Origin of the sequence: Pseudomonas sp. 67(2021), assembly GCF_017491835.1 — a bacterium.
GTDB classification, from domain to species: domain Bacteria; phylum Pseudomonadota; class Gammaproteobacteria; order Pseudomonadales; family Pseudomonadaceae; genus Aquipseudomonas; species Aquipseudomonas atacamensis.
Genome location: NZ_JAFGYL010000015.1, coordinates 22,179 through 38,702, shown reverse-complemented (window position 1 = coordinate 38,702; position 16,524 = coordinate 22,179). Strand labels below are relative to the sequence as shown.

Genomic DNA, 16,524 nt, shown 5'->3' with positions numbered 1-16,524 from the left:
TACCAGGTCACAAGTTTGCGACAGGCGGCTCAAGGCGCCTGCACCCCAGCCGATAGCCTGCAGACAGGAGACCTTTATATGTTGCCACCGATGCTCCCCTTGAGCGCCGTGCCGATCACTTCCCAGCAGGATCCGATCCGCCAGCGGCCGGACATCCCGCCAGTGGTGCCGGTGCAGGAAAGCTCCAACGAAAGCACGATCGATCTGCAGAAGCGTGATCCGGAAGAGGATCGTCTGCTGGCGCGCGAAGAACAGCGTCGTCAACAGGAACGTGACCGCCGACGCCGCGAGGCGGATGAAGATCCTGAAGAGCATCTGGCCGTGCCGGGTACCGAGTTGAACGCCGACAACACCGTGCCGGTGGTGCCGTTGATAGACGATCAGCCGCGTCAGGGCTTGTGGGTCGATATCGAGATTTGAGCAGTGACTGGTCATCGCCAGCGCCAAGCGGCATGATTGGCGCAATCCTGTCGGTGACGGCAGCTGTGATCTCTTCTGCGATGTGCCGGACGCCATGAGCCAAGACGACAAACTGATCGACCTCAGCACTGAACGCGCCAAGCGTGTGCATGACCTCAACGAAAAGCGCCTGAACGAAGTGCGCCAGGCTTTCGAGCAGGCGATGCCGTTGGGAAAAGCCAAGAAAAAGTCGAAGAACAAGCCGAAAAAGCGTTGATCTCCCGCTGCATTGGTTGATGCAGATCAGTTATTTCCCCTCCTTTATTTCCCTTCGTTGCGGATATTGATCCTGGTCAATATGTGCGCCTGTGTGTTTGTTAATTTGAATCCATCGCAGCAAAGCAAAGCAGGGCCGGGAGGTCAGTCATGTTTTTCGATAACGTGGTGTTTGCCGGGGTTCTCACGGTGGGGCTCATGGTGCTGTTTTTTGCAGGGTTTGGATTTTTTATCTGGAAGGATGCGCATAAGCGGCGCAAGTGAGTTCTTCTGGATTTGATGGGCACGCAAGGCATTTTGGGGCGACTTCGGTTGCCCCTTTTTTTTGTGCCTTGGCGGCCTGTGGGCCGACCAGGCTCTGGTTGGTTTGGGTGAATATCCGGTTTTTGCGGTGCTGCGGCTGGCGGTTTCGCCCTTACGGCGAGGCACTTTTTCCAGACGCCGAAAAAGTACCCAAAAAGGCTTGCTCCTACGTTCGGCCCTCGCAGGCTCGGGTTCCTTCGCTCCGGGACTGATCCGGGCGCAGCGGCTCCGGTTTGCTTCGCTGCACCTCCTTCCGCTGTGTCTGGCTGCGCCAGACGGTCGCTGCGCTCCCACGCCCGGATCAATCCCTCCACTCAGCCTTCCGACGTCGCCGGTGGATCAAGATCAAAAGCGTTACTCGAGCTTGCGCTCATTGTTGAGTGGGGCGGCTTTGCCGCGGGCAGCTGCGCTGCTTTGCTTTTGCTTTTGCTTTTGCTCTTGTGGGAGCGAGCCTGCTCGCGAAGGCGGCCTGACAGCCGACCTGTTCTTGAAGTGGTACCCAATCCAACTGTAGGAGTTGCCGAAGGCTGCGATCTTTTGATCTGGCTTTTGCGTTGGCTTTTGATCTTTTTGCCAATTCGGCAGGCTTCGTTACGGGATCGGTCGACGTCTGAAAGAGTGAACGCTGTAAGAGCGAAAGCATAAGCAGCCGTTACGGTAGCAATGGATATGCTCCCATTCCCCAATAACAAAAAAGGCGTGATCCTCACGAATCACGCCTTTTCAATCAACAGCTAACGATCAACTACCCAAAGCCTTGGAAGCCAACCAGAACAATCCGGCCGACAGCGCCACGGTCGCTGGCAAGGTCAACACCCAGGCCAGCAAAATGGTCTTGACCGTGCCACCCTGCAGGCCGCTTTTGTTGGCAACCATGGTCCCGGCAACACCCGAAGACAACACGTGAGTGGTCGACACCGGCAGGCTGAAAATGTTGGCCATGCCGATCAGGCTGGCTGTGGTGATCTGCGCCGACATGCCCTGGGAATAGGTCATGCCCTGCTTGCCGATCTTCTCGCCAATGGTCAGCACCACACGCTTCCAGCCGACCATGGTGCCCAGGCCCAGTGCCAGGGCGACCGCCAGAATCACCCAGAACGGGGCGTATTCAGTGGTGGTGGTCAGGTCTTTGCGCAGCTTGTCGAGGTCAGCCTTTTCACGGGCTTCGAGGCCTGGCAGCTTGCCGACTTTCTTCGCCGTGTCGTCCAGGCAGAGCAGGTAGCGACGCACTTCGATGCGGCTGTCCGACGACAGCGAATGATAGTCCGCTACACCTTTGAGGGTGTGCAGCAGGGCGGTGATGGTCGGTTCGGTCTGCTGCGGGTTGCAGCGGAATTTCTCCGGCAGGTCGCCTTCCACGCTCTTGCCCAGGGCCAGGAACTCACCCAGCGAATCGGCGTTGCGCTGGTAGAACTGGCTCAGGTGCAGGGTCGCGTCGCGGGTGCGTTCGATCTGGTAGGTGGTGCTGTTCAGGTCGAGTACGAACTGTGCCGGGACGATACCGATCAGCACCAGCATGATCAGGCCGATGCCTTTCTGGCCGTCGTTGGAACCGTGCACGAAGCTGACGGCCATGGCCGAGATCACCAGGACCAGACGGTTCCAGAACGGTGGGTGCTTTTTGTCGTCGATCTTGCGGCGCTGTTCCGGCGTCTTGTGCATCTTCGACAGCGGGCGCCACCATTTCAGGCCGATCAGCACCAGCGCGGCGATGAGGAAGCCGGCCATCGGCGAGAACACCAGCGAGGCGCCGATGTCGATCGCTTTCTGCCAGTTCACGCCATCTCTCAACGGAATGTCGTTGATCAGCGCGTTGGCCAGGCCGACACCGAGGATCGAGCCGATCAGGGTGTGCGAGCTGGAAGCCGGGATACCGAAGTACCAGGTGCCCAGGTTCCAAGCGATTGCCGCGGCGAGCAACGAGAACACCATCGCCAGGCCATGGCCGGTGTTCACATTGATCAGCAGCTCAACCGGCAGCAAGTGGACGATGGCATACGCCACGCCCACGCCGCCCAGCAGCACGCCGAGGAAATTGAACACACCGGAAAAGAACACCGCCAGGTGTGGCGGCATGGCTTTGGTGTAGATAACAGTGGCTACCGCGTTAGCGGTGTCATGAAATCCATTGATGAACTCGAAGGCGAGGACAAACGTCAGGGCGAGCAAGAGGCTCACAAGCACCCAAGCATCCAGTCCGCTGAATAAATCGATCATGAAGGTTTTCTGACCCGGTCGTAAGGGGGCGCGATTATGCCAGAAAAGACAGGAAATCGATGCCCCGTCTGCTCACTGGTCACACCCTTCTTCGATTTAATTTGTTGCAGGGCGTGAAAACCAAGCAGCACGCAGGGTTTTTCAACCCTTTGATTTTATTGAATAAAGAAGATTTTTAAGCCAGTTTTTCTGATATATCAAAGGCTCAAACGCTTGTCTGAAATATCTCTGAATCCTGTGGGACGCTCGTTCATAAGCCGCAGAACAGCGATGCAGCCGCTGCCCGCGGTTAGCGGGCGCGCGAGGTGTCGTCTTCCACCGCGCTGTGGCTCGGGCGGACGTCGACTTTCGAATGCTCAACAACCGTGGCTCATGGCTCTTCGGCTTTGAGTTCCTTTTCGATCTTTTCGATTTCCTGCTTGAATACCTGATCCTGAACGGTAGGGCGCTTGCGCCATGCCTTGCGTTCCGGTTCCGGCTGAGCGGCGTAGGTGGTGACTTCCCCGCCGTAAACTTCCTTGTAACGTTGTTCCTGGCGCTCTAGTTCCGCGCGCAGTTCGTCTTTTGTCACGGTGCTACCTGTATGAGTTGAATTGAATATCCGGTGAAACACACTGCAACGAGTCAATTGCGCGCCCCCGCCAGTCATCCACAGCCCGATCGGGCGCGGAGACATTGCAGAGGCGATCAAGACTTCCGTGTTACAGGCGGCTACGGCACCAGATAAAAACTGACGCAGCATCAGTTTCCTGTTTCAGCGAGCGCTGGCGTTGCATGTGTGATGGGCGCCGGGCGCTGGCCGGAGCTGAGACGAAGGACCTCGTTTCAGCAAGTCGCGGGCTTTTGATTAAAGCGCCGCGACTAGGGTGCATTATAGCGGCCGATTCGGGAATGACTATCTTTGCCAAGTTAAAAACGGTTCTGAATGTGTGATGGTTTTGTTGCTGGCAACTTTTGCCGCTAGTTAGGTGTAAAGACAGCGTTATAGAACCGGCGTTCTGTTTTTGGCGCCATTAACTAGAACAACTAAGTTGCGAGCAGAATCGCTAAAGCTGCCTCAAGGATGAAGAGGAGGGCGGGAGTCTGGATTGCGATTATCGGTCAGCGGTTCGATAATCGCCCAATGTTGGCGCCCCGGTGCTTGTGCATCGCGCGGCGAGCCGTTTGACTAGGCATCGATGCGTGCCGGACAAGGACAAGAAATGAACGATCAAATGCGCAACTCCTTCACCTCGGTGGCGCCGCCCATTGTCGCCTCGCCGGCCAAGCGCATTCAGGCGCTGACCGGTGATCCGGATTTCATGACGTCCCTGGCCCGTGGTCTGGCCGTGGTGCAGGCGTTTCAGGAACGCAAACGCCACCTGACCATCGCGCAGATAAGTCATCGCACTGAAATCCCTCGCGCCGCCGTGCGCCGTTGCCTGCACACGCTGATCAAGCTCGGCTACGCCACCACCGACGGCCGCACCTATTCGCTGCTGCCGAAAGTGCTGACCCTCGGCCATGCCTATCTGTCCTCGACGCCGCTGGCGGTCTCGGCCCAACCGTATCTGGATCGCATGAGCGAGCAACTGCACGAGGCCTGCAACATGGCGACGCTAGAGGGCGATGACATTCTCTACATCGCGCGTTCGGCGACCACTCAGCGATTGATCTCGGTCGACCTTTCCGTCGGCGGGCGTCTCCCTGCCTATTGCACGTCGATGGGGCGCATTCTGTTGGCCGCGCTGGACGACACATCCCTGGGCGAATACCTGGACCACGCCGAACTGGTGGCCAAAACCAGCCGCACCATTCATACCCCCGACGCTTTGCTCGAATGTTTGCAGCAGGTGCGTCAGCAGGGCTGGTGCATTGTCGATCAGGAACTGGAACAGGGGCTGCGCTCGATCGCCGTGCCGGTGTACGACGCCTCCGGGCAAGTGGTCGCCGCGCTGAATGTCAGCACCCACGCCGGGCGGGTCAGTCGCGCCGAGCTGGAGCAGCGCTTCTTGCCCGGCCTGCTCAGCGCCAGTCGCGACCTCAGTGCGCAGCTGTTCGCCTGAGGAAGCTGTTCGATAAACGCACAGTGTTGCGTTTATCGAATTGACGCTAAAACCCTCGGATCATTAATGTCGCGGCAGCGTCATCCGGCGCTGATGTGAATGAGCTCGCCGGACTGTCGACCCCATAATAATGACAAGAGGCAACTCACCATGCGCTCGCTCCCCGACTGTCTGTATCCCACCCGTTGTTGCCGGGTTCACCGCAACGCCTGATTACAACCTTCTATTCTTGTGACCGTGCCTTCCTTTGGCCGGCCGCCGTTCGACTGCGTTTTTTGCGTGGAATAAAAATAATGAACCAGCCTCAGTCCGCTGTGGGTAACTGCCTCGATGTGCAGACCTTCATCAACGCCCAACCGATCTCGCGCTATCAGTGGCGGGTGGTGATCCTGTGTTTCCTGATCGTATTTCTCGACGGCCTAGACACCGCCGCCATGGGCTTCATCGCCCCGGCGCTGTCGCAAGACTGGGGCATTGATCGCGCCAGCCTAGGCCCGGTGATGAGTGCTGCGCTTATCGGCATGGTCTTTGGTGCGCTCGGCTCTGGCCCTTTGGCTGACCGCTTCGGGCGCAAAGTCGTACTCGTCGGCGCGGTGATTCTGTTCGGCGGCTTCAGCCTGGCCTCGGCGTACAGCACCAACGTCGAACAACTGCTGGTGTTGCGCTTCCTCACCGGCCTCGGTCTCGGTGCGGGCATGCCCAACGCGACGACGCTGCTCTCGGAATACACACCCGAGCGCAAGAAGTCGCTGCTGGTGACCAGCATGTTCTGCGGCTTCAACCTCGGCATGGCCGGCGGCGGTTTCATCTCCGCGAAGCTGATCCCGGCGTTCGGCTGGCACGCGCTGCTGCTGATCGGCGGGATCCTGCCGCTGATCCTCGCCGTGGTATTGGTGTTCTGGCTGCCGGAATCGGCGCGCTACCTGGTGGTGCGCAACCGTGGCACCGACAAAGTACGCAAGACCCTCGCGCCGATCGACCCGGTCACCGTCGCCCAGGCTGCGAGCTTCAGCGTGCCGGAGCAGAAAACCGTCAAGGCGCGCAACGTCTTTGCGGTGATTTTCTCCGGTACATACAGCACCGGCACGCTGCTGTTGTGGCTGACTTATTTCATGGGCCTGGTGATCGTGTACCTGCTGACCAGTTGGCTGCCGACGCTGATGCGCGACAGCGGCGCGAGCATGGAACAGGCCGCGTTCATCGGTGCGTTGTTCCAGTTTGGCGGCGTGTTGAGCGCGGTCGGGGTGGGCTGGGCGATGGATCGCTTCAATCCGCACAAGGTTATCGGCATTTTCTACCTGCTGGCCGGAGTGTTTGCCTACGCCGTGGGGCAGAGCCTGGGCAACATCACCTTGCTGGCGACGCTGGTGCTGGTGGCAGGCATGTGCGTTAACGGCGCGCAATCGGCGATGCCATCATTGGCCGCGCGGTTCTACCCGACTCAAGGCCGCGCGACCGGGGTGTCGTGGATGCTCGGCATCGGCCGCTTCGGCGCGATCCTCGGCGCGTGGATGGGCGCAACCTTGCTTGGCCTGGGCTGGAATTTCGAGCAGGTGCTGACCGCACTGGTGATCCCGGCCGGTTTGGCGACGGCGGCGGTGTTGATCAAAGGCATGGTCAGTCATGCGGATGCGACCTGACGCAGACCCACGATCGTTCCCACGCTCCGCGTGGGAATGCCTCAACGGACGCTCTGCGTTCGGCTGTACAGGGACGCGGAGCGTCCCCGGCTGCATTCCCACGCGGAGCGTGGGAACGATCATTAGGGAAGCAACAATCCGTTCGATAAACGAACACTCAGTCGATTATCGGATTGTTTGGCGAATTTCCCGAGCTTAATCTTCAGTGACTCCGGCGCTGAACCTCGCGCCTTTTTATCACTGGCGATTCCTTACAAGAACAGGAGCCCGCTCCATGGCTGAGATCCTTTCGCTGCACGACGCAGTGAAGCAATTCGTCAACGACGGCGATACCGTCGCCCTCGAAGGCTTCACTCACCTGATCCCTACGGCAGCGGGTCATGAAATCATTCGTCAAGGCAAGAAAGATCTGACGCTGGTGCGGATGACGCCTGACCTGATCTACGACCAACTGATCGGCGCCGGTTGCGCGCGCAAACTGATTTTCTCCTGGGGCGGCAACCCGGGTGTGGGCTCGCTGCACCGCCTGCGTGACGCGGTCGAGAAACAGTGGCCGCACGCGCTGGAAATTGAAGAACACAGCCACGCCGACCTCGCCAACGCCTACGTCGCCGGCGCGTCCGGTCTGCCGTTCGCGGTGCTGCGTGCCTACGCCGGCTCCGACCTGCCGAAGGTCAATCCGCTGATCAAAACCGTGACCTGCCCGTTCACCGGCGAAGTGCTGGCGGCAGTGCCATCGGTGCGTCCTGACGTTACCGTGATTCACGCACAAAAGGCCGACCGCAAAGGCAACGTGTTGCTCTGGGGCATTCTCGGTGTGCAGAAAGAAGCCGCGCTGGCCGCCAAGCGTTGCATCGTCACCGTGGAAGAAATCGTCGACGACCTCAACGCACCGATGAACGCTTGCGTACTGCCGACCTGGGCCTTGAGCGCGGTCTGCCATGTGCCGGGTGGCGCGCATCCGTCCTACGCTCACGGTTACACCGAGCGTGACAATCGTTTCTATCAGGCGTGGGACCCGATCGCTCGCGACCGTGAGACGTTTACCGCGTGGATCAACGAATACATCCATGGCTGCGCTGACTTCAGCGAATTCCAGGCCAAATTGGCCGCTGCTTCGGAGGCCAAGTAATGACTTACACCACCAATGAAATGATGACCGTCGCGGCGGCCCGGCGCCTGAAGAACGGCTCGGTATGCTTCGTCGGCATCGGCCTGCCATCGAAAGCCGCCAACCTCGCGCGGCTGACTTCATCGCCAGACGTGGTGCTGATCTACGAATCCGGCCCGATTGGCGCCAAGCCGAGTGTACTGCCTCTGTCGATCGGTGACGGTGAGCTGGCCGAGACCGCCGACACGGTGGTGCCGACCGGTGAGATTTTTCGCTACTGGCTGCAGGGCGGGCGCATCGACGTCGGTTTCCTCGGCGCCGCGCAGGTCGACCGTTTCGGCAACATCAACACCACCGTGGTCGGCGACTACCATGCGCCGAAAGTGCGTCTGCCGGGTGCCGGTGGCGCGCCGGAGATTGCCGGTTCGGCGAAAAGCGTGCTGATCATCCTTAAACAGTCTGCGCGTTCGTTTGTCGACAAGCTCGATTTCATCACCTCGGTCGGTCACGGCGAAGGTGGCGATTCGCGTAAACGTCTCGGCCTGCCGGGCGCCGGGCCGGTGGGCATCATCACCGACCTGTGCATCATGGAACCGGAGGAGGGCACCCACGAATTCGTGGTCACCGCGCTGCATCCGGGCGTGACCCGCGAGCAAGTGGTCGCCGCCACCGGTTGGGCGATTCGTTTTGCCGACTCCGTTGAAACCACCGCTGAGCCGACCGAAGTCGAGCTGACGGCGCTGCGTGATCTTGAAGCGCGCACCGCTGCCGCCCACGGTCAGGCACCGGGAGAAGCATGATGCGTGACGTGTATATCTGCGACGCGATTCGCACCCCTATCGGCCGCTTCGGTGGCGCACTGTCCGCCGTGCGCGCCGATGACCTCGCCGCCGTGCCGATCAAGGCCCTGATGGAGCGCAATCCATCGGTGGACTGGAACGCCGTCGATGAGGTGTTTCTCGGCTGCGCCAACCAGGCCGGCGAGGACAACCGCAACGTTGCGCGCATGGCGCTGCTGCTGGCGGGGCTGCCGGACAGCGTGCCCGGCGTTACGCTCAATCGCCTCTGCGCTTCGGGCATGGACGCGATCGGCACCGCATTCCGTGCGATTGCCAGCGGCGAGATGGAGCTGGCGATTGCCGGCGGCGTCGAGTCGATGTCCCGCGCGCCATTCGTGATGGGCAAGGCCGACGCGGCGTTCTCGCGCAACATGAAACTGGAAGACACCACCATCGGCTGGCGTTTCATCAACCCGCTGATGAAGGCGCAGTACGGCGTCGATGCCATGCCGCAGACCGCTGACAACGTTGCCGACGACTACAAGGTTTCGCGCGAAGATCAGGACGCCTTTGCCTTGCGCAGCCAGCAACGTACCGCCGCCGCTCAAGCCGCCGGTTACTTTGCTGAAGAAATCGTCGAAGTGCGCATCGCCCACAAAAAGGGCGAAACCGTGGTCAGCCAGGACGAACATCCGCGCGCCGGCACTACGATTGAAGCGCTGGCCAAACTGAAGCCAGTCAATGGCGCGGACAAAACCGTCACCGCCGGCAATGCCTCCGGGGTCAACGATGGTGCTGCTGCGCTGATTCTGGCGTCAGCCGAAGCGGTGAAAAAACACGGCCTGACGGCTCGCGCAAAAGTGCTCGGCATGGCCAGCGCCGGCGTCGCACCACGGGTGATGGGCATCGGCCCGGTGCCGGCGGTGCGCAAACTGACCGAGCGCCTCGGCGTGGCGGTCAGCGATTTCGACGTGATCGAACTCAACGAAGCGTTTGCCAGCCAAGGTCTGGCGGTACTGCGTGAACTGGGGCTGGCGGATGACGCGCCGCAGGTCAACCCGAATGGCGGCGCGATTGCCCTCGGTCATCCGTTGGGTATGAGCGGTGCGCGGCTGGTGCTGACCGCCCTGCATCATCTGGAAAAAACTGGCGGCAAGAAAGGTCTGGCGACCATGTGCGTCGGTGTTGGCCAGGGTCTGGCTCTGGCCATCGAACGTGTCTGACGCGCTGCGGCACTTACAAGAACTGAGGAAAGCGAAATGACTGACAAGCCTGGTTACCGTCGCCCACAGGCAGGCACTCAGCCTGACTACCTGCACCCGACGTATCAATCCACCAACCTGCGCTCGCCGTCCAAGCCGTTGGTGCAGCTGCCGCACTCGCTGTCGGAAATCACCGGGCCGACCATCGGCGCCGAACACGTTGCCGAGAAGGACAATGACCTGACCGCACAGCACGACGGCGAACCGTTGGGCGAGCGCATCATCATTCACGGCCGCGTGCTCGACGAAGACGGCCTGCCGGTGCCGGGGATTCTGGTGGAGATCTGGCAGGCCAATGCCGCCGGCCGCTACAACCATGCCCGCGACCTGCACGACGCGCCGCTGGACCCGAACTTCACCGGCACCGGCCGCACCGTCACCGATGCCGATGGCTGGTACCAGTTCCAGACCATCAAGCCCGGCGCCTATCCGTGGGGCAACCACCACAACGCCTGGCGCCCGGCGCACATCCACTTTTCCCTGTTCGGGCCGAGCATCCTTACGCGTCTGGTCACGCAGATGTACTTCCCCGGCGACCCGCTGCTGGCGTATGACCCGATCTACAACTGCGTGCCGGACACTTCGGCCAAGGAACGCCTGATCGCTGCTTTCGATCTGGAAAAAACCATTCCGTCCTACGCCCTCGGTTACCGCTGGGACATCGTGCTGCGCGGCCGTGAAGCCACGCCGATGGAGAAATAAGATGACGCTCTATGCGACCACTTCCCACACCGTCGGGCCGTATTACCACATCGGCCTGACCTGGCTGAACCGCGAAACCCTGGCCAGCGAGCTGACCCTCGGCGAGCGCGTGGCGATCACCGGCCAGGTGGTCGACGGCAACGGCGATGTCGTCAACGATGCCATGCTCGAAGTCTGGCAGGCCAACGCCGCTGGCAAGTACGACCACCCGGAAGATCAGCAGGACAAACCGCTCGACCCGAATTTCGAAGGCTTCGGCCGAGTGCCGGTGGATGCCGAAGGGCGCTTCCGTTTCACCACGATCAAACCGGGCACCGTGCCGGGGTTGAAAGGCTCGACTCAGGCGCCGCATCTGGTGGTGCTGGTGTTTGCTCGTGGTCTGGTCAAGCATTTGCTGACGCGGATTTATTTCGAGGGCGAACCGGCGAACGTTGCTGACCCGTTGCTCGAGTGCGTGCCGGCGGAGCGTCGCCAGACGTTGCTGGCCAAGGCGGATGCGTCGGGTGTGTACCAGTGGAATGTAGTTCTGCAGGGCACCGATGCCGAGACGGTGTTCTTCGATTATTGAGAGAACACCCCAAATCCCCTGCAGGACAGAGTCCCTGTGGTGAGGGGATTCATCCCCGCTGGGCTGCGAAGCAGCCCCAAAAACCAGTCGGCGCGGTATTCAGATGAACCGCGTGTATCTGATTTGCGAGTGCTTCGCACTCGAGCGGGGATTAATCCCCTCGCCACAAAGGCTGATCCAGACGTGGGTGATGATCCGATGCGGAACGGGACTGTTGCAAAGTATGTCTAGACTGTGACTGTCCCTATCGAGTGAAAAAACAATGACAACCACCACCTCCCACTACACCGGCGAAGAGCGCAGCAAGCGCATCTTTGCCATCGTCGGCGCTTCCTCCGGCAATCTAGTCGAGTGGTTCGACTTCTACGTCTACGCCTTCTGCGCGATCTATTTCGCCCCGGCGTTTTTCCCCTCCGATAACCCCACCGTGCAACTGGTCAACACCGCTGGCGTGTTCGCTGCCGGGTTCCTGATGCGGCCGATTGGTGGCTGGATTTTCGGCCGGGTCGCTGACAAGCACGGGCGCAAGAACTCGATGCTCATCTCGATTCTGATGATGTGCTTCGGCTCGTTGCTGATCGCCTGTCTGCCGACCTACAAGGACATCGGCGTCTGGGCGCCGGTGCTGTTGCTGTTCGCGCGTTTGCTGCAAGGTCTGTCGGTGGGCGGCGAGTACGGCACCACCGCGACCTACATGAGTGAAGTCGCGCTCAAGGGCCAACGCGGTTTCTTCGCCTCGTTCCAGTACGTGACGCTGATTGGCGGGCAGCTGCTGGCGGTGTCGCTGGTGGTGGTGTTGCAACAGTTCCTCACTGAAGAAGACCTGCGTGCCTACGGCTGGCGGATTCCGTTCGTGGTGGGTGCGGTGGCGGCGCTGATTTCGCTGTTCCTGCGTCGTTCGCTGAAGGAAACCACCAACGAGGAAACTCGCGCACACAAAGACGCCGGCAGCATCACTGCACTGTTCCGCGATCACAAAGCGGCGTTCATCACCGTGCTCGGCTACACCGCTGGCGGCTCGCTGATTTTCTACACCTTCACCACCTACATGCAGAAATACTTGGTGAACACCGCCGGGATGCACGCCAAGACCGCCAGCTACATCATGACCGGCGCGCTGTTCCTGTATATGTGCATGCAGCCGTTGTTCGGCATGCTCGCCGACAAGATCGGCCGACGTAACTCGATGCTCTGGTTCGGCGCGCTCGGTACGCTGTTCACTGTGCCGATTCTGCTCAGCCTGAAAAGCATCAGCAGCCCGTTCCTCGCCTTCGTGCTGATCACCCTGGCGCTGGCGATTGTCAGTTTCTACACCTCGATCAGCGGTCTGGTAAAAGCCGAGATGTTCCCGCCGGAAGTCCGCGCGCTTGGTGTCGGCCTGGCTTACGCGGTGGCCAATGCAATCTTCGGTGGCTCGGCAGAGTTTGTGGCCCTGAGCCTCAAGGCCGGCGGCATGGAAAACGCCTTCTACTGGTACGTCACGGCGATGATGGCGGTGGCTTTCCTGTTCAGCCTGCGGTTGCCCAAGCAGGCGAAGTATTTGCACCACGATCTGTAAACCCATGTGCGCGGGCTGCGAGGCCCGCGCCAGGCAAGGACTGTTTATGACTCAGCGACCGGGCAATCAATTGTTCGATGCCTACTTCACCGCCCACGATATGCGCGAAGTGTTCTGCGATCAGGGCCGGGTGCAGGCGATGCTTGATTTCGAAGCGGCGCTGGCCCGGGCCGAGGCGCGGGTCGGGCTGATTCCTTCATCGGCCGTGGCGCCGATTGCCGCAGCGTGCGAAGCCGGTCTGTATGACTTCGCAGCGCTGGGCGAGGCGATTGCCACAGCCGGCAATTCGGCGATTCCACTGGTCAAGGCTTTGGGCAAGCAGATCGCTTCGAGCGATGCCGAAGCCGAGCGCTATGTGCATCTGGGCGCGACCAGTCAGGACGTGATGGATTCCGGGCTGGTCCTGCAATTGCGCCAGGCGCTGGCGCTGATCGAAGACCAACTGGCGCAACTGGCCGACTCGCTGGCCGCTCAGGCGCAACGCTTCGCTACCACGCCACTGGCCGGGCGCACCTGGCTGCAACATGCCACGCCGGTGACTCTCGGTATGAAAATCGCCGGATGGCTGGGCGCCGTCACGCGCAGCCGACAGCGTCTACAGGAGCTGAAACCGCGTCTGCTGGTGCTGCAATTCGGTGGCGCCTCCGGCACGCTCGCGGCGCTGGGGGCACAGGCGTTGCCGATCGCCAAAGCATTGGCCGAAGAGCTGCAACTGACCCTGCCCGAGCAACCGTGGCACACCCAGCGTGATCGCATCGTCGAATTCGGCGCGGTGCTTGGCCTGATCGCCGGGAGCCTCGGCAAATTCGGCCGCGACATCAGCCTGTTGATGCAGACCGAAGCAGCGGAGGTTTTTGAGCCTGCGGCACCGGGCAAGGGCGGTTCGTCGACCATGCCGCACAAACGCAACCCGGTCGGCGCGGCGGTGCTGATCGGCGCGGCCACGCGGGTGCCGGGGCTGGTGTCGACGCTGTTCAGCGCGATGCCGCAGGAACATGAACGCAGCCTTGGTTTGTGGCATGCCGAATGGGAAACCCTGCCGGAAATCTGCTGCCTGGTGTCCGGTTCGCTGCAACAGGCGCGCTTGCTGGCCGACGGTCTGGAGGTCGACGCGGCGCGCATGGCCCGCAACCTCGAACTGACCCAAGGCCTGGTGCTGGCCGAAGCGGTGAGCATCGTGCTTGCCCAACGCGTCGGCCGCGACACCGCACATCATCTGCTCGAACAATGCTGCAAACGTGCAGTGGCCGAGCAACGCCATTTGCGTGCGGTGCTCGCTGACGAGCCGCAAGTCACCGCCGAACTCAGTGGCGCTGAACTCGATGATCTTCTGAACCCCGCGCATTACCTTGGCCAGGCGCGAGTCTGGGTCGAGCGCGCGGTGGCTGAACACAACGCTTTGACTGTCTGAAGGAGAGGGCTGTGGCTTTCGTTCAACTCGCCGATGGCGAACTGCACTATGAAATTGAGGGCCCGGCGGAGGCGCCGGTGCTGGTGCTGTCCAACTCGCTGGGCACCGACCTGCACATGTGGGACGCGCAAATGCCGGCGTTCACCGAGCATTTCCGCGTGCTGCGTTTCGACACGCGCGGCCATGGGCAATCGCTGGTCACCGAGGGGCCGTACAGCATCGAACAACTCGGTCGCGACGTGCTCGGTCTGCTCGATGCGCTGCATATCGAGCGCGCACATTTCTGCGGGTTGTCGATGGGCGGGCTGATCGGTCAGTGGCTTGGGATCAATGCCGGGCATCGTCTGCACAAACTGATCGTCTGCAACACGGCGGCAAAAATCGGCGATCCGTCGGTATGGAATCCACGCATCGAAACCGTGTTGCGCGACGGCCCGGCGGCGATGGTCGCACTGCGTGATGCCTCGATTGCGCGCTGGTTCACCCCGGACTTCTCGGCGGCCCATACCGAGGCGGCGAAGAAGATTACCGACATGCTTGCCGCAACCAATCCACAAGGCTATGCGGCCAACTGCGCGGCCGTGCGCGATGCCGATTTCCGTGAACAACTGGCTTCGATCAACGTGCCGTTGCTGGTGATTGCCGGCAGCGAAGATGCGGTGACGCCGCCGTCCGGCGGCCACTTCATCCGCGACCACGTGCGCGGTGCCGAGTACGCCGAGTTCCGTGCGGCGCATTTGTCCAACGTGCAGGCCGGTGCCGCTTTCAGCGACCGTGTGCTGGCGTTTTTGCAGGCTCAGTGAGGAAGAATTTGTGGACGAGAAACAACGTTACGACGAAGGCATGCAAGTCCGCCGCGCGGTGCTGGGCGATGCCCACGTCGATCGCAGCCTGACCACGCTGACCGAGTTCAACTCGGAATTCCAGGAGATGATCACCCGCCACGCCTGGGGCGACATCTGGACCCGCCCGGGCCTGCCCCGCCATACCCGCAGCCTGATCACCATCGCCATGCTGATCGGCATGAACCGCGAGGGCGAACTGAAACTGCACTTGCGCGCGGCAGCCAACAACGGCGTCAGCCGTGGCGAGATCAAGGAAGTGATAATGCAGAGCGCAATTTACTGCGGCATCCCGGCGGCGAACGCGACGTTTCATTTGGCGGAGTCGGTGTGGGATGAGCTAGGAGTCGAATCCCGGGATTGATGGCGCCCGAAATTACGCCTTCGCGAGCAAGCTCGCTCCCACATTGGAGTTGTGTCGATCACAAAACAAATGTGGGAGCGAGCCTGCTCGCGAAAGCGGCAGACGCCGTGATGTGTTAATCAGCACATGCACTCAAACCCTGGCGACAATAAATATCCGCTTGAACGCAAACAACGTATGCCCATCCTCCTCTTGCGGATAATGCTCATGCACCCGCATCAGGTAGTGATAGATGAATCGCGCCTGCTGCGCTGAATCCAGCGCCTGCATGACTGGTCTTAACGCCGAAACCTTGATCCAGTCATACACCGGCGATTTGCCGTCGACCACTTGCAGTTGTTCGGTCTCCCAAATGTCCAGCGACGCGGTCATTGGCGCGAGCAGACGGTAGTAGTCCTCCAGCGTCAGTAGCGGCCGCGCGGCCATGCGCCGGCGCAGTTTCGGCGTGCCCAATGGTGCGCCCCCGGGGCCGGCGTCATCCAACGTTTGCAGCATCAACCGATACCACAACGCATCGCGCCAATCCGGCATGTGCGCTGCGAGGCAGCCGCCAGGATTCAAATAGCCGAGCAGGCGCGGCAGCAAGGTTTCGTGGTCATCGAGAAAATGCAGCACAGCGGCGGCGAACAGCAGATCCGCCGGCTGCTCAGGCTGCCAGTCCAGCAGATCAGATTGTTTCCACAAGGCCTTGATCGGCAGGCCTCGGGCCTCGTCGAGCATCTGCGCCGAGCTGTCGATGCCCTGCAATCGCGCACGCGGCCAACGCTTGGCCAGCAACTGCGTAGCGATGCCGGTGCCGCAGCCCAGATCGTAAATGCGTTGGGGATTTTGCAGTTCGATACGGTCGAGCAATTCGTTGACCGGACGTTGTCTGAGACGGGAAAACTGTTGGTACGCCTTGGCGTCCCAATCGGTGGTGCGGCGCGTGATCATGAGGTGATCCTCCGGTGATCAAATGGTGTCTTCCGATGACAACCTGGTGCACAGCTGGAGACCGACTACTAAACGGAAGCGTGAAGGGTTGGAGCACCTGAGTCCTTCAGGTTT

At 60.9% G+C, this 16,524-nt stretch carries 17 protein-coding genes; 14 read left to right on the top strand and 3 right to left on the bottom strand.

Annotated elements, in window-relative coordinates; genetic code table 11:
• Window positions 1–78 precede the first annotated feature (78 nt).
• The 3 genes from J5M66_RS18310 (at window position 79) to ccoM (ending at window position 939) form a co-directional block, all read left to right on the top strand.
• Window positions 79–420, top strand: a complete 342-nt coding sequence (locus J5M66_RS18310; protein ID WP_024011931.1) for a hypothetical protein — start codon at window positions 79–81, stop codon at window positions 418–420.
• Window positions 421–514: 94 nt separating this feature from the next.
• Window positions 515–676, top strand: a complete 162-nt coding sequence (locus J5M66_RS18305) for a hypothetical protein (protein WP_016771347.1) — start codon at window positions 515–517, stop codon at window positions 674–676.
• 149 nt (window positions 677–825) lie between these two features.
• Complete coding sequence (ccoM, locus tag J5M66_RS27180) at window positions 826–939, top strand: cytochrome c oxidase subunit CcoM (protein ID WP_016771346.1); 114 nt, start codon at window positions 826–828, stop codon at window positions 937–939.
• Between the two features lie 780 nt (window positions 940–1,719).
• Here the strand turns inward: ccoM and J5M66_RS18300 are convergent.
• Window positions 1,720–3,195 (bottom strand): inorganic phosphate transporter, encoded by a 1,476-nt coding sequence (locus tag J5M66_RS18300; protein ID WP_016771345.1) that lies wholly within the window; start codon window positions 3,193–3,195, stop codon window positions 1,720–1,722.
• Between the two features lie 370 nt (window positions 3,196–3,565).
• Window positions 3,566–3,766, bottom strand: coding sequence for a hypothetical protein (locus J5M66_RS18295; protein ID WP_008080067.1), 201 nt, complete (start codon window positions 3,764–3,766; stop codon window positions 3,566–3,568).
• A gap of 631 nt (window positions 3,767–4,397) precedes the next feature.
• Here J5M66_RS18295 and pcaR point away from each other — a divergent pair.
• The 11 genes from pcaR (at window position 4,398) to pcaC (ending at window position 15,477) form a co-directional block, all read left to right on the top strand.
• Window positions 4,398–5,240, top strand: coding sequence for a pca regulon transcriptional regulator PcaR (pcaR, locus tag J5M66_RS18290; protein WP_016771343.1), 843 nt, complete (start codon window positions 4,398–4,400; stop codon window positions 5,238–5,240).
• 293 nt (window positions 5,241–5,533) lie between these two features.
• Window positions 5,534–6,880 (top strand): MFS transporter, encoded by a 1,347-nt coding sequence (locus tag J5M66_RS18285; RefSeq protein ID WP_071174621.1) that lies wholly within the window; start codon window positions 5,534–5,536, stop codon window positions 6,878–6,880.
• Window positions 6,881–7,154: 274 nt separating this feature from the next.
• The gene (locus J5M66_RS18280; RefSeq protein ID WP_024011937.1) at window positions 7,155–8,012 is read left to right on the top strand and encodes a CoA transferase subunit A; all 858 of its coding nucleotides are present in this window, start codon (window positions 7,155–7,157) and stop codon (window positions 8,010–8,012) included.
• On the top strand, window positions 8,012–8,791 hold the full coding sequence (locus J5M66_RS18275) for a CoA-transferase subunit beta (protein ID WP_016771341.1): 780 nt from the start codon (window positions 8,012–8,014) through the stop codon (window positions 8,789–8,791). The genes J5M66_RS18280 and J5M66_RS18275 overlap by 1 nt, the downstream gene beginning before the upstream one ends.
• A complete protein-coding gene (gene pcaF / locus J5M66_RS18270) occupies window positions 8,788–9,993 on the top strand; it encodes a 3-oxoadipyl-CoA thiolase (protein ID WP_207808278.1) in 1,206 nt (401 codons plus the stop codon). Before J5M66_RS18275 ends, pcaF begins: the two co-directional genes overlap by 4 nt.
• A gap of 36 nt (window positions 9,994–10,029) precedes the next feature.
• Window positions 10,030–10,734 carry a protocatechuate 3,4-dioxygenase subunit beta gene (pcaH, locus tag J5M66_RS18265; protein ID WP_123442969.1) on the top strand — a complete coding sequence of 235 codons (705 nt, stop codon included), beginning with the start codon at window positions 10,030–10,032 and terminating at the stop codon, window positions 10,732–10,734.
• 1 nt (window position 10,735) lies between these two features.
• Window positions 10,736–11,302 (top strand): protocatechuate 3,4-dioxygenase subunit alpha, encoded by a 567-nt coding sequence (gene pcaG, locus J5M66_RS18260; protein WP_207808279.1) that lies wholly within the window; start codon window positions 10,736–10,738, stop codon window positions 11,300–11,302.
• 262 nt (window positions 11,303–11,564) lie between these two features.
• On the top strand, window positions 11,565–12,860 hold the full coding sequence (locus J5M66_RS18255; RefSeq protein WP_122612593.1) for an MFS family transporter: 1,296 nt from the start codon (window positions 11,565–11,567) through the stop codon (window positions 12,858–12,860).
• A gap of 46 nt (window positions 12,861–12,906) precedes the next feature.
• Window positions 12,907–14,271, top strand: a complete 1,365-nt coding sequence (locus tag J5M66_RS18250) for a 3-carboxy-cis,cis-muconate cycloisomerase (RefSeq protein WP_207808280.1) — start codon at window positions 12,907–12,909, stop codon at window positions 14,269–14,271.
• A gap of 11 nt (window positions 14,272–14,282) precedes the next feature.
• A complete protein-coding gene (pcaD, locus tag J5M66_RS18245; protein WP_125925263.1) occupies window positions 14,283–15,074 on the top strand; it encodes a 3-oxoadipate enol-lactonase in 792 nt (263 codons plus the stop codon).
• A gap of 10 nt (window positions 15,075–15,084) precedes the next feature.
• Window positions 15,085–15,477 carry a 4-carboxymuconolactone decarboxylase gene (pcaC, locus tag J5M66_RS18240; RefSeq protein ID WP_024011942.1) on the top strand — a complete coding sequence of 131 codons (393 nt, stop codon included), beginning with the start codon at window positions 15,085–15,087 and terminating at the stop codon, window positions 15,475–15,477.
• 132 nt (window positions 15,478–15,609) lie between these two features.
• Here the strand turns inward: pcaC and J5M66_RS18235 are convergent, their stop codons facing one another.
• On the bottom strand, window positions 15,610–16,410 hold the full coding sequence (locus tag J5M66_RS18235; protein ID WP_207808281.1) for a methyltransferase domain-containing protein: 801 nt from the start codon (window positions 16,408–16,410) through the stop codon (window positions 15,610–15,612).
• Window positions 16,411–16,524: the final 114 nt, after the last annotated feature.

Coding starts and splice junctions, on each gene's coding strand:
- J5M66_RS18305 (WP_016771347.1), top strand. CDS start 515: ATGAGCCAAGACGACAAACTGATCGACCTCAGCACTGAACGCGCCAAG.
- pcaR (WP_016771343.1), top strand. CDS start 4,398: ATGAACGATCAAATGCGCAACTCCTTCACCTCGGTGGCGCCGCCCATT.
- ccoM (WP_016771346.1), top strand. CDS start 826: ATGTTTTTCGATAACGTGGTGTTTGCCGGGGTTCTCACGGTGGGGCTC.
- pcaG (WP_207808279.1), top strand. CDS start 10,736: ATGACGCTCTATGCGACCACTTCCCACACCGTCGGGCCGTATTACCAC.
- J5M66_RS18285 (WP_071174621.1), top strand. CDS start 5,534: ATGAACCAGCCTCAGTCCGCTGTGGGTAACTGCCTCGATGTGCAGACC.
- J5M66_RS18250 (WP_207808280.1), top strand. CDS start 12,907: ATGACTCAGCGACCGGGCAATCAATTGTTCGATGCCTACTTCACCGCC.
- J5M66_RS18235 (WP_207808281.1), bottom strand. CDS start 16,410: ATGATCACGCGCCGCACCACCGATTGGGACGCCAAGGCGTACCAACAG.
- J5M66_RS18300 (WP_016771345.1), bottom strand. CDS start 3,195: ATGATCGATTTATTCAGCGGACTGGATGCTTGGGTGCTTGTGAGCCTC.
- J5M66_RS18275 (WP_016771341.1), top strand. CDS start 8,012: ATGACTTACACCACCAATGAAATGATGACCGTCGCGGCGGCCCGGCGC.
- J5M66_RS18280 (WP_024011937.1), top strand. CDS start 7,155: ATGGCTGAGATCCTTTCGCTGCACGACGCAGTGAAGCAATTCGTCAAC.
- pcaF (WP_207808278.1), top strand. CDS start 8,788: ATGATGCGTGACGTGTATATCTGCGACGCGATTCGCACCCCTATCGGC.
- pcaH (WP_123442969.1), top strand. CDS start 10,030: ATGACTGACAAGCCTGGTTACCGTCGCCCACAGGCAGGCACTCAGCCT.
- J5M66_RS18255 (WP_122612593.1), top strand. CDS start 11,565: ATGACAACCACCACCTCCCACTACACCGGCGAAGAGCGCAGCAAGCGC.
- J5M66_RS18310 (WP_024011931.1), top strand. CDS start 79: ATGTTGCCACCGATGCTCCCCTTGAGCGCCGTGCCGATCACTTCCCAG.